This is a genomic window from Pseudomonas fluorescens (assembly GCF_041354075.1).
In the GTDB taxonomy this organism is placed as follows: Bacteria; Pseudomonadota; Gammaproteobacteria; order Pseudomonadales; family Pseudomonadaceae; genus Aquipseudomonas; species Aquipseudomonas fluorescens_CE.
In genome coordinates this window covers 1-12,029 of the sequence record NZ_JARZGC010000019.1, presented here as the reverse complement: position 1 = coordinate 12,029, position 12,029 = coordinate 1, and the positions used below count along the sequence as shown (strand labels likewise).

13 protein-coding genes are annotated in these 12,029 nt (G+C 59.1%); 5 read left to right on the top strand and 8 right to left on the bottom strand.

Annotation, left to right across the window (positions count from 1 at the left end; genetic code table 11):
- The first annotated feature begins 130 nt into the window (after positions 1-130).
- Positions 131-553, top strand: coding sequence for an OsmC family protein (locus tag QIW53_RS20790; protein ID WP_003228794.1), 423 nt, complete (start codon positions 131-133; stop codon positions 551-553).
- A gap of 238 nt (positions 554-791) precedes the next feature.
- Positions 792-1,586, top strand: coding sequence for an adenosylmethionine decarboxylase (gene speD / locus QIW53_RS20785; RefSeq protein ID WP_192306443.1), 795 nt, complete (start codon positions 792-794; stop codon positions 1,584-1,586).
- A gap of 106 nt (positions 1,587-1,692) precedes the next feature.
- On the opposite strand, the gene coq7 is transcribed toward speD, so the two are convergent.
- From coq7 to hemJ, 6 genes are all read right to left on the bottom strand, one after another.
- Positions 1,693-2,340 carry a 2-polyprenyl-3-methyl-6-methoxy-1,4-benzoquinone monooxygenase gene (coq7, locus tag QIW53_RS20780; RefSeq protein ID WP_368555624.1) on the bottom strand — a complete coding sequence of 216 codons (648 nt, stop codon included), beginning with the start codon at positions 2,338-2,340 and terminating at the stop codon, positions 1,693-1,695.
- Positions 2,341-2,501: 161 nt separating this feature from the next.
- The gene (locus tag QIW53_RS20775; protein ID WP_092277358.1) at positions 2,502-2,840 is read right to left on the bottom strand and encodes a histidine triad nucleotide-binding protein; all 339 of its coding nucleotides are present in this window, start codon (positions 2,838-2,840) and stop codon (positions 2,502-2,504) included.
- Between the two features lie 80 nt (positions 2,841-2,920).
- Positions 2,921-3,709 carry an SDR family NAD(P)-dependent oxidoreductase gene (locus tag QIW53_RS20770; RefSeq protein WP_371051496.1) on the bottom strand — a complete coding sequence of 263 codons (789 nt, stop codon included), beginning with the start codon at positions 3,707-3,709 and terminating at the stop codon, positions 2,921-2,923.
- A 62-nt stretch (positions 3,710-3,771) separates the two neighbouring features.
- Positions 3,772-4,746, bottom strand: coding sequence for a DUF805 domain-containing protein (locus QIW53_RS20765; protein WP_371051495.1), 975 nt, complete (start codon positions 4,744-4,746; stop codon positions 3,772-3,774).
- 90 nt (positions 4,747-4,836) lie between these two features.
- Complete coding sequence (locus QIW53_RS20760) at positions 4,837-5,805, bottom strand: NAD(P)H-dependent flavin oxidoreductase (RefSeq protein WP_371051494.1); 969 nt, start codon at positions 5,803-5,805, stop codon at positions 4,837-4,839.
- Between the two features lie 33 nt (positions 5,806-5,838).
- Positions 5,839-6,270, bottom strand: coding sequence for a protoporphyrinogen oxidase HemJ (gene hemJ, locus QIW53_RS20755; protein ID WP_192306433.1), 432 nt, complete (start codon positions 6,268-6,270; stop codon positions 5,839-5,841).
- A 135-nt stretch (positions 6,271-6,405) separates the two neighbouring features.
- Here hemJ and argC point away from each other — a divergent pair, with 135 nt between their 5' ends.
- Positions 6,406-7,440 carry an N-acetyl-gamma-glutamyl-phosphate reductase gene (argC, locus tag QIW53_RS20750; protein ID WP_371051493.1) on the top strand — a complete coding sequence of 345 codons (1,035 nt, stop codon included), beginning with the start codon at positions 6,406-6,408 and terminating at the stop codon, positions 7,438-7,440.
- 168 nt (positions 7,441-7,608) lie between these two features.
- The gene (gene erpA / locus QIW53_RS20745; RefSeq protein ID WP_007906865.1) at positions 7,609-7,959 is read left to right on the top strand and encodes an iron-sulfur cluster insertion protein ErpA; all 351 of its coding nucleotides are present in this window, start codon (positions 7,609-7,611) and stop codon (positions 7,957-7,959) included.
- Positions 7,960-8,026: 67 nt separating this feature from the next.
- On the opposite strand, the gene QIW53_RS20740 is transcribed toward erpA, so the two are convergent.
- On the bottom strand, positions 8,027-9,118 hold the full coding sequence (locus QIW53_RS20740; protein ID WP_371051492.1) for an anhydro-N-acetylmuramic acid kinase: 1,092 nt from the start codon (positions 9,116-9,118) through the stop codon (positions 8,027-8,029).
- 3 nt (positions 9,119-9,121) lie between these two features.
- On the bottom strand, positions 9,122-10,537 hold the full coding sequence (locus tag QIW53_RS20735) for a peptidoglycan DD-metalloendopeptidase family protein (RefSeq protein WP_371051491.1): 1,416 nt from the start codon (positions 10,535-10,537) through the stop codon (positions 9,122-9,124).
- Positions 10,538-10,747: 210 nt separating this feature from the next.
- Between QIW53_RS20735 and tyrS the strand changes: the two genes are divergently transcribed.
- Positions 10,748-11,947 (top strand): tyrosine--tRNA ligase, encoded by a 1,200-nt coding sequence (gene tyrS, locus QIW53_RS20730; RefSeq protein WP_371051568.1) that lies wholly within the window; start codon positions 10,748-10,750, stop codon positions 11,945-11,947.
- The last annotated feature ends 82 nt before the right edge of the window (positions 11,948-12,029 follow it).

The following is a 12,029-nucleotide window of genomic DNA, read 5'->3' as shown; positions in this document are numbered from 1 at the left end:
AACAGACAGTTCCGGCAATATTCGAGAATTTACCTACTGGGCAACCGGTTATGTCCTAGGAAGGCGAGCACTGTCAATCAAGGGCCCTGTGCTAAGCTGACGACCCTTTTTTTACAGTGGAGTCTTGGCGATGAAGGCACGCATTCAATGGGCTGGCGAAGCCATGTTCCTCGGCGAGTCGGGTAGCGGTCATGTCGTGGTCATGGACGGTCCGCCCGACGCAGGTGGTCGTAACCTGGGTGTGCGGCCCATGGAAATGCTCCTGCTGGGTGTCGGTGGATGCAGCAACTTCGACGTCGTCAGCATTCTCAAGAAGTCCCGTCAGGCCGTTGAAAGCTGTGAAGCCTTCCTCGAGGCCGAGCGCGCGACCGAAGACCCGAAAGTCTTCACCAAAATTCACATGCACTTCGTGGTCAAGGGCCGCGGGCTGAAAGAGGCTCAGGTCAAGCGCGCCATCGAGTTGTCCGCCGAAAAGTACTGCTCGGCATCGATCATGCTCGGCGCGGCAGGTGTTGCGATTACCCACGACTACGAGATCGTCGAACTCGGTTGAATCGACATTCAACTATCATAAAAGCAGTGCAGACTCTGGCGATCCATGGCTGACGTCTGCATAATGCGCCACTTTTTTCAGGGTGGTGGTCCGTCAGCCGACAGACCGCTCGCCCGATCAGACAACCAAAATCGCCATCGCGAAGAGGTGTTAACCGTCCTACGCAGGTGCGTTGTTCGCATCTGACGGGCATGCTTGATCACGCGGCCGGGCCGCAATACATAGAGAGTTTTTAACGGTGAAAAGCAAACTCAAGCTCCACGGGTTCAATAACCTGACAAAGACCTTGAGCTTCAACATCTATGACATCTGCTACGCGGAAACCCCGCAAGACCAGCAGGCGTACGTCGAGTACATCAACGCCGAGTACAACGCGAAACGCCTGACGCAGATCCTCACGGAAGTTGTCGATATCATTGGTGCCAACATCCTGAACATCGCCAGTCAGGACTACGAGCCACAGGGCGCCAGCGTTACGATTCTGATCTCTGAAGAGCCGGTGACCCCGACCGAGAGCCAGATCGAAGAATCCCCGGGTCCACTGCCAGAGATCATCCTGGCCCACCTCGACAAGAGCCACATCACGGTGCACACCTACCCGGAAATCCATCCGGATGACGGTATCGCGACGTTCCGTGTGGACATCGACGTGTCGACCTGTGGGGTCATTTCACCGCTCAAGGCACTCAACTTCCTGATTCACCAGTTCGACTCGGACATCGTGACCGTGGATTATCGCGTGCGCGGCTTCACCCGTGACGTCGAAGGCAAGAAGCACTTCATCGACCACGAGATCAACTCGATCCAGAACTACCTGTCCGAAGACACCCGCGACGCGTACCAGATGACCGATGTGAACGTGTATCAGGAAAACCTGTTCCACACCAAAATGCTGTTGAAGAACTTCGAACTGGATAACTACCTGTTCGGCGACGCTACCAGCAACCTGTCCCCTGAGCAGAGGGCTCAAGTGACCGACCGGGTGAAACACGAAATGCTCGAGATTTTCTACGCGCGCAACATGCCGGGCTGAGATCCTTGAACACAAAAAAAGGCGACTCCCTCACGGCAGTCGCCTTTTTCATACCTGGGTCACGGCTCGCTTCTTCTGTAGGAGCGAGCTTGCTCGCGATACGGTCTCAAATCCGGTAGGTACTCTTGGTCATCACCTTGGCCAACAGGCTCATCCCGAACTTCACCGGCGCCGGAAAGCGGAAGCCACCGGCCTCCAGGGCACTTTCAGCATGGTGCTCTTCGTCGATGCGCATCTGTTCGAGGATCGCCCGGGACTTCTCGTCTTCTGCCGGCAACTGTTCGAGGTGCTCGTTCAAGTGCTTGCACACCTGATGTTCGGTGGCGGCGACGAATCCCAGGCTGACTTTGTCGCTGATCAGCCCGGCGACGGCGCCAATCCCGAACGACATGCCGTAGAACAGGGGATTGAGAATGCTGGTATGGCTGCCCAATTGATGAATGCGTTGCTCGCACCAGACCAGGTGGTCGATTTCTTCTTCGGCCGCATGTTCCATGGCGGCGCGAACCTGCGGCAGCTTGGCAGTCAGGGCCTGGCCTTGATAAAGCGCCTGGGCGCAGACTTCGCCGGTATGGTTGATGCGCATCAGGCCGGCCACGTGCCGGGTGTCTTCGTCGCTCATTTGCACCTCCGGCTGCACGATGGCCGGCGACGGGCGGTACGGCTGGCCACTGAAAGGCAGCAGGGTACGCATCGCGGCATCGGCTTGCAGCAGAAGACGGTCAATCGGCGAGTAGTGACGTTGGGTAGTCATGCTGACCTCCGGGAAGAATCTCGGCGGCCAGTTTACCCCAATCGGCCACCCAAGGTTTGCGCTGGGTCATTTCCCTGTAGGAGCCAGCATGCTGGCGATGGCCGTAAACGAGAACGCTGGCTACCTGACGCCCCATGTCAACTCCTGCAGAAACCGCGAACTCAGCCCGGCGGCCAAGTCATCTGACGCTGACCCAGCACGTGCATATGAATGTGATAGACGGTCTGTCCACCCAATTCATTGCAGTTCATGACCACGCGAAACCCTTCCTCACAACCCAGTTCCAGGGCCAGACGCTGTGCCGTGAAGAGGATGTGCCCGGCCAGTGCCTTATCGTCCTCGGTGAGGTCGTTCAAGGTGCGCACCGGTTTTTTCGGGATCACCAGGAAATGCACCGGTGCCTGTGGGGCGATGTCGTGGAAGGCCAGTACCTGGTCGTCCTCGTAGATGATCTTCGCCGGTATTTCCCGGTTGATGATCTTGGTGAACAGAGTATCCACAGCTGTTTTCTCCGTTGTTTGGGCTGGCCTGAGTGTACCCATAGGGGCTGGTCCGAGCCCAGTCTTTTACCCTGCGGCCATCATCGTGGACAATAAGCCTTGTTGAGCATGCCGGTGATTGTCCGGTTCAACCAGCGTGAGCCACACCGCGACAGGAAGGCGATCCAGCGGTTGCGGCAGCCCGGAATGATGATGGCGCGATTTTTTTCCAGGGCTCGCACGGTGTAGAGCGCAACCTCCTCGGGGCTCATCAGCCGGTTGCTGGCAGCCAGTTTGTCGGTGTTCAGTTGCGCCGTGCGGAAGAACGCGGTGCGGGTCGGACCGGGGCACAGCACCGACACCTTGACCGCGCATTTTTTAAGCTCGACGCGTAATCCCTCGGAAAAATGCAGCACATAGGCCTTGCTGGCGTAATAGGTGCTCATCCAGGGGCCGGGGTGGAACGCCGCGATCGAGGCGACATTCAGGATCTGTCCGCCGCCGTGCAAGGCCATGCTGTTGCCGATGGCATGGCAAAGACGCGTCAAGGCGAGGATGTTCACTTCGATCAGGTCTTGTTCGGTCATCCAGTCCTGCGCGAGGAACGGGCCGCAGGTGCCGATGCCGGCGCAGTTGACCAACAGGTCGATCTGGCGGTCGCTTTCTTCCAGTTCCAGCAGGAAACCGGACAGCCGCAGCGGCTCGCCCAGGTCGCAGACACGAAACAATACCTCCACGCCAAACCGTTGAGTCAGTTCAATCGCAATGCTTTCCAACTGATCACGTTGTCGGGCCACCAGAATCAGGCTGCGGCCACGGCGCGCCAGTGCTTCGGCCATCGCCAGGCCGATGCCGCTGGAAGCACCGGTGATCAGAGCGTAACGGGTCATGCAGTTCTCCATCGCAACAGCTCCGCGCCGGCGACGCAGGTGTCACGAGCGGGGAGCGCTGTTCATTCTTTGGCAGAGTCTACAGGGGGCGGGGCTTCTTCGGCTTCATCCTCTGCGGAATCGGGTATCGGTTCGGCCTGTTCGGCAGGCTCGACCTCCACTTCGTCGGTGATGACCGAGCTACTTTCATAGCTGCTTTGTGCGGCGTTTTCGTACTCGTCCTGGATAGCGGTCAGTCCACCGGCCAGTCCGCCGATAAACATGATCGCGATAAACACCAGCCACAGTGCAGCCAGAACTTTGACCGCGGTGCTGTTGGGTGGCGGTGGCGCACCGTATCGATTCGCCGTGGCGTTACCGGGTACGACCATGATGACAAACGGAAAAATGCTGCCGACGAAGGGCACCAGGGTCAACAGCCAGAGCCAGCCCGACCAGCCGATATCATGAAGGCGCTGAATCGTGAGCAGGACGCTGACCACCGCGAGCACCACGACCAGAATAAAGGCCAGCAACCCCGCGAGAATCAGGCCGCCAGTGGAGTCCGAACTGATGAGTGCAAGTCCGAAGAGGGCGAAGAGGCTACCGATGCCAAGGGTCACCAGCGTCAGCGTCATGGTCCAGGCGAGGTAGCGCAGACGACCGATGCGCCCTTCATAACTGAACGGCTTCAACGAGGAGAACCCCGGTAACGTTTCACCCACCGCCGCGCGGGGTGGTGCGTAGGGTGATTGCGGCTCGGCGGGCGGAGCTTGATCGGCAGTGGCGTGATCTTGGACGTCTGACAGGTTGAGTTCGATCGAGGGGTCGCTTTCTATTCGTGCGTCAATGCCGGTTTGACTCAGCGCTTGCAGGTAAGCCTGCGCTTCCGTCTGCGAAAGATCCCGCTTGAGTGCCACGGGGCGACCGCTGAACAGTCGCTCGACGGCAGCGACATCGCTTTTGAACAACTCAGCGAGATTGAGCCGGGCGGTAGTGCCGTCGACCCCGGGCTGCAGGGCGCCGTCGAACACAATCTTGAACCGGTTTTCGCTCATGGCGAGGCTTCCTTGTCGCGAGAGTTTGAGAGAGGGGCGTGGCCGACGGTGAGTGTAAGGCCAGTCGGGGGTGACTGGCCAAGCTTGCTGTCAGCGCGGCCAGCGCTGGGGAAGCTGTGCTGCCAACTGCGTCGCCTTGCGGTATTCGGCATCCAGTCGTGCGACCAGTTGATCGACGTTTGGCAGATCCTTGATTTCACCGACGCCCTGGCCGGCCGACCATACAGTTTTCCAGGCTTTGGCCTCGTCGTTCAGGGGCTTGAGCTTGGCGCCGAAATTGACGTCGCCCTTGTTCTGCAGGGCGGCCATGTCGAAACCTGCAGCTTCCAGGCTCTGGCGCATGAAGCTGGCGGGTACACCGGACACGGCGGGTGTGTGGATGATGTCGGCGGCCCTGGACGTCAGCAGCATGTCTTTATAGGCGTCAGGCGCATGACTTTCGGTGGTGCCGATAAAACGTGTGCCAAAGTAGGCCAGGTCCGCGCCGAGCATTTGCGCGGCAAGGATTTCGTGGCCGTGGTTCAGGCAGCCAGCGAGCAACAGGGTCTTGTCGAAGAACTGGCGAATTTCGGCGATCAGCGAAAACGGGCTCCAGGTGCCTGCATGGCCACCGGCGCCCGCCGCGACGGCGATCAAGCCGTCGACGCCAGCTTCGGCAGCTTTCTCGGCATGCCGACGTGTCGTTACATCATGGAAAACCAGGCCGCCATAGCCGTGAACCGCGTCCACCAGTTCTTTGACCGCCCCCAGACTGGTGATCACGATCGGCACCTTGTGTTCGATGCAAATCTCCAGATCCGCTTGCAGGCGTGGATTGCTGTTGTGGACGATCAGGTTCACCGCGTAAGGCGCTGGATTTTCCAGCGTCGCCAGGCCTGCTTCTATTTCTTCCAGCCAGGCTTTGAAGCCGCTGCTCTCACGCTGGTTCAGCGCGGGAAAACTGCCTACGACGCCATTACGGCAGCAGGCAAGCACCAGTTGTGGATTGGAAATCAGGAACATCGGCGCCGCCACGACGGGCAAACGCAAACGTTGTTCGAGCAAAGCGGGCAGCGACATTGGAAGTACCCCGGTAAGTGATGCTGGTTGAAATCAGAACGGCCGAACCACGACCAGAATTACGATAGCCAGCAATATCAGAACCGGCACTTCATTGAACCAGCGATAAAAGACATGGCTGCGGGTGTTCTCGCCACGGGCGAAACGTTTGACCTGCGCTCCGCACATGTGGTGATAGCCGATCAGAATGACCACCAGGGTCAATTTGGCGTGCATCCAGCCACCCTGACCGAAATACGCACTCGGGTTCAGGCTGATCAGCCAGCCGCCGAAGATCAGCGTGGCAATCATCGCCGGGCCCATGATGCCGCGGTACAGCTTGCGCTCCATGAGGCTGAAGCGTTCCTTGCTGACGGTGTCTTCGCTTTGTGCGTGATAGACGAACAGGCGCGGCAGGTAAAACAGGCCGGCAAACCAGCAGACCATGCTGACGATATGAAGCGCTTTGAGCCACAGATAAAGCATTTTTGATTATTCCCAGGTTCACGGTAGGCCGAATAGTAGAGGCTTGAGCGCCCGCACGTCACGTCGACGGTTGTCGCAGGGCGATACGGGCCCTATTATCGACGGCTTTCCAGTGGGTTCGTTGAGGGCAGGTTTATGGTCAAGGTCGGTATCGTCGGCGGCACGGGTTACACCGGTGTCGAACTGCTGCGTCTGTTGGCGCAGCATCCGCAAGCTGAAGTGGTGGTGATCACTTCCCGATCCGAGGCCGGCCTGGCCGTGGCCGACATGTACCCGAACCTGCGCGGTCATTACGATGGCCTGGCGTTCAGCGTTCCGGACGTGAAGACCCTGGGTGCCTGCGACGTGGTGTTCTTCGCCACACCCCACGGCGTGGCCCACGCGCTGGCCGGCGAACTGCTGGCGGCCGGGACCAAGGTCATCGACTTGTCTGCGGATTTCCGCCTGCAGGATGCTGATGAATGGGCCAAGTGGTACGGCCAGCCGCACGGCGCGCCGCAGTTGCTGGAAGAAGCCGTCTATGGGTTGCCGGAAGTCAATCGCGAGCAGATCAGGCAGGCCCGTTTGATCGCCGTGCCGGGTTGCTATCCGACGGCCACGCAACTGGGCTTTCTGCCATTGCTCGAAGCCGGCCTCGCCGATACCACGCGGTTGATCGCTGACTGCAAATCCGGCATCAGCGGTGCTGGTCGTGGTGCATCCGTCGGATCGCTGTACTCCGAAACCTCGGAAAGCTTCAAGGCCTATGCCGTAAAAGGTCACCGTCACTTGCCGGAAATCCGTCAGGGGTTGCGTCGCGCAGCGGGCAAGGATGTCGGTCTGACTTTCGTTCCGCATCTGACCCCGATGATTCGCGGTATTCACTCCACGCTTTACGCGACGGTGGCTGATCGCTCGGTGGATCTGCAGGCGCTGTTCGAGAAGCGTTATGCCAACGAGCCATTCGTGGATGTCATGCCGGCCGGCAGCCACCCGGAAACCCGTAGCGTGCGCGGCGCCAACGTCTGCCGTATTGCCGTGCACCGCCCGCAGGACGGTGATCTGGTCGTTGTGCTGTCGGTCATCGACAACCTCGTCAAAGGTGCGTCGGGCCAGGCGGTGCAGAACCTGAACATCCTGTTCGGGCTGGATGAGCGCCTGGGCTTGTCCCACGCGGGCATGCTGCCGTAAGGCTTCCTCGCGCACAGCAAAAAGGCCCGTCGAACGGGCCTTTTTGCATTCGCAACCGGCGATCGGGTTTATTGATATACCGTAACAATAGTTGACCGATTTTCTCGGAGAAGCGGATAATGCGCGTCATCACGCATTATGGCGGCGTAACGCCGGGAGATAGTTAGCATGAGCGTCGAATCCTTCACCCCCACGGCTTTGCAATTCACCCACGGTGCCGCGCACAAGGTTAAGAGCCTGGTCGATGAAGAGGGGAATGATCGCTTGAAGCTGCGCGTATTTGTGACGGGCGGCGGTTGTTCAGGTTTTCAGTACGGTTTCACCTTCGATGAAGAAGTGGCCGATGACGACACCATCGTCGAGCGCGAAGGCGTCAGCCTGGTGGTTGACCCGATGAGCTTCCAGTATCTGGCGGGCGCCGAGGTGGATTACCAGGAAGGTCTGGAAGGTTCGCGTTTCGTGATCAAGAACCCGAATGCCACGACCACTTGTGGCTGCGGCTCTTCGTTCTCGATCTGATCGCGGGTATCGGCAGTCAAAAGCGCCGCAGGGCTTCAGGGCCCTGCGGCGTTTTGCTGTCTGCGGCTCAGGCCGGGTAGATGGCGCCAAGCACGCGCAGGCCGCGAGCACCGGTGACGCTGGGGCGATTGGCGGCGATGCCTTCCAGGCAGCAATGAGCCAACCAGGCGAAGGCCATGGCTTCGACCCAGTCCGGATCAACCCCGTGAGAGGCCGTGCTGCTGACGGTGGCGTCCGGCAGCAGGCTGGCCAGGCGTTGCATCAGCGTGGCGTTGTGGGCTCCACCACCGCACACCAGCAGTTCCCGGGTATCGGCCTGGGCACCTTGCAGTGATTCAATGATGGTCAGCGCCGTCAGTTCCAGCAGTGTGGCCTGCACGTTTTCGGCGGCAAGCGACGGCAACCGCGAAAGGTGCTGGGTCAGCCAAGCCAGATTGAACACTTCGCGACCGGTGCTTTTCGGGCCCTTGGTCACGAAGAAGCTGTCGCTCAGCAGTGCCTCCAGCAGTACCGGTTCGACCTGGCCGCTGGCAGCCCACTGGCCGTCGCGGTCGAAGTTTTCGCCCCGTTGCTGGTGAATCCAGGCATCCAGCAGAACATTCCCAGGGCCACAGTCGAACCCGGCCACGGGTCGGCCGGGTTCGATCAGGCTGAGGTTGCTGAATCCGCCGACGTTCAGCACCGCACGGCTGCCTGCCTGTTCTTCGAACAATGCTTCGTGAAAGGCGGGGACCAAGGGTGCCCCCTGGCCGCCGGCCGCGACGTCCCGACTGCGAAAGTCGCTGACGACTGTAATGCCGGTCAGCTCGGTCAACAGGGCAGGGTTGCCGATCTGCACGGTGAATCCGCGTGACGGTTCGTGGCGGATGGTCTGGCCATGGCTGCCAATCGCGCGAATGTCTGCGGGTTTCAGGTTCTGTTGGTCAAGAAGGGCGCGGATGCCGTCTGCCGCCAGCTTCACCCAGTTTTGCTGGGCAATGGCCGAACGGGCGATTTCGTCAGGTCCGCTGGCGCACAAACCCAGCAGCTCGGTGCGCAGGGCGTCAGGCATTGGGGTGTAGTGGGTGGCGATCAGCTTGATCGCCGGAGCGAGTTCCACCAGCGCAATGTCCAGACCATCGAGACTGGTCCCGGACATTACGCCTATATAGAGCGTCATGGCTTAGCGCTTGCTCGAAGCCAGCATGGTGGCTTTCTCTTGATCCATGCGCGCCATCAGTGGCTGGCTCTGCGCGAGGAATCGCGAGCGCTCGCCCTTGGAGATCGGATCCGCCATGGCCAGCTTCTGGCTCAGCGGGTCGACGTGAACGCCATTGACCTGGAACTCGTAATGCAGGTGCGGGCCAGTGGAAAGGCCGGTAGTGCCGATGTAACCGATAACCTGACCCTGCTTGACCGAACTGCCGGTCTGTACACCCTTGGCGAAACCTTGCATGTGTCCGTACAGCGTGCGGTAGGTATTACCGTGCTGGATGATCACGGTATTGCCGTAGCCACCGCGGCGGCCCGCCAACAGTACCTTGCCATCACCCGCCGCCTTGATGGGTGTACCGCGTGGAGCGGCGTAGTCGACACCTTTGTGAGCGCGAATCTTGTTGAGGATCGGGTGCTTGCGGCCCATGGAAAATTTGGAACTGATGCGGGCGAAATCTACCGGCGTGCGGATGAACGCCTTGCGCATGCTGTTGCCTTCAGCCGTGTAGTAGCTGCTGTTGCCTTGTTTGTTGGTGTAGCGAACGGCGGTGTAGGTCTTGCCGCGGTTGGTAAAGCGCGCGGAGAGAATGGGGCCGTTGCCGACCGATTTGCCGTTGACGACCTTCTGTTCGTAGATCACGTCGAACTCGTCGCCCTGGCGAATATCCTGGGCGAAGTCGATGTCGTAGCCAAATACGCTGGCCATGTCCATGGTCAGGCTGTGAGACAGCCCGGCGCGTGCAGCAGATTGCGACAGTGAACTGTTGATCACGCCATGGGCGTAAGCCGAGCGCACGGTCGGCTTGGCGGTGATGCGATTGAAGGCGTAACCCTTGTCATTGCGGGTGAGGGTAATGCTTTCGAGGTCGCTGACTTTAGTGTGCAGGTTGGTCAGTTGACCTTCAGGGTTGAGTTCGAACTCGAGTTTCTGGCCATGTTTGAGTTGGCTGAACTGCTTGGCCTGCTTGTCGCTGGCGAGCACCTCATGCACGGCAGTGGCGGGAAGGCCGACTTTCTCGAACAGGGTCGACAGCGTGTCGCCTTTGGCAACGATCACTTCCCGGTGATTGGGGTTCTGCTTCTCTTCGGCTGCTGCCGGTGCGGCCTGGGCGGTTTCCTGAGTCTCCTCGGCGCTGTTTTCGATCTGCGCGAATGGGGAAGTTACCGGCTCATTTGTGGCTTGGGCGGCGTCAGCAGCGTCTTGATCCTGTGTCAGTTGTTCAGCAGGGCTTTCCAGTTCAAGACTCAGAGTTGTCTTTTTGGCTTCTACATCACTGGAAGGGAATACCAGAAGCGCCAGGCTCAGAAGGGCGGCGATACCGCTTGCTGCGAGCAGGTGGGTCTTCGGGTAAAGCGGTGGCGCTTTAGACGATTCGTTGGTCATAAGTAATTTTGGCTTTGAAAAGATGAATTGGAAAAGATGAATGACATGATGAAGATGAAATAACTGTATAAAATATAACCAAATCATCTCTGAAGCAAGTCCGCGGACGTTCTGCCGGTGGATTGGCGTCATTGCGCTGGCCAAATTTTGTATTTGACGCGTGATCTTGTATGGTTGGTTCCCTTTGAATTCGAGCCTTGCGGGTCTGTTATGAAGTCGGTTGAAGAGCAGCTAGCGCTGATCAAACGTGGTGCGGAAGAACTGTTGGTCGAGTCCGAGCTGGTAGAAAAGCTCAAGCGTGGCCAGCCGCTGCGTATTAAGGCCGGCTTCGATCCGACCGCGCCGGATTTGCACCTGGGGCACACCGTGCTGATCAACAAGCTGCGCCAGTTCCAGGAGCTGGGGCATCAGGTGATCTTCCTTATAGGTGACTTCACCGGGATGATCGGCGACCCGAGCGGCAAGAGTGCTACGCGTCCACCCCTCACGCGTGAGCAGGTTCTCGAGAACGCCGAGACCTACAAGACTCAAGTGTTCAAGATCCTGGATCCGGCCAGAACCGAAGTGGCATTCAACTCCACCTGGATGGATCAGATGGGGCCGGCCGACTTCATTCGTCTGACTTCGCAGTACACCGTCGCGCGCATGCTCGAGCGTGACGACTTCGACAAGCGCTACACCACCAATCAGCCCATCGCCATTCACGAGTTTCTGTATCCGCTGGTTCAGGGCTACGACTCGGTCGCGTTGCGCGCGGATGTCGAGCTGGGGGGCACCGATCAGAAGTTCAACCTGCTGATGGGGCGTGAGCTGCAGCGTGGTTATGGGCAGGAGCCGCAGTGCATTCTGACCATGCCGTTGCTCGAAGGTCTGGACGGCGTGAAGAAGATGTCCAAGTCCTTGGGGAACTACATCGGTATCCAGGAGGCCCCGGGCGTGATGTACAACAAGCTGGTGTCCATGCCGGATGCGCTGATGTGGCGCTACTTCGAGTTGCTCAGCTTCCGCTCCATGGACGAGATCAATGCGTTCCGTGCCGATGTCGAGGCGGGTGCCAATCCGCGGGATATCAAGATCAAGTTGGCTGAAGAGATCGTTGCGCGCTTCCATGGTGAGGAGGCTGCGGCCAATGCCCATCGTGCGGCAGGTAACCGCATGAAGGATGGCGAGCTGCCGGATGACCTGCCGGAGGTTGAGTTGACGGCTGCTGAAGATATGCCGATCGCTGCTGTTCTTAATAAGGCTGGCTTGGTGAAAAACTCGGCGGTGGCGCGTGACCTGCTGAACTCTGGCGGTGTGCGTGTAGATGGTGAGGTTGTTGATCGCACCTTTATATATGCACTGGGCGCGACCCATGTTTGCCAGGCAGGCAAGAAGGCGTTTGCACGTATTTCGCTCAAATCCGAATAAAGCTGGAATTAGGGGTTGACGGCAGATTCTGGACGTCTATAATTCGCCCCACTTCCGGCGCAGTCGAAACGGAAAACTCCTT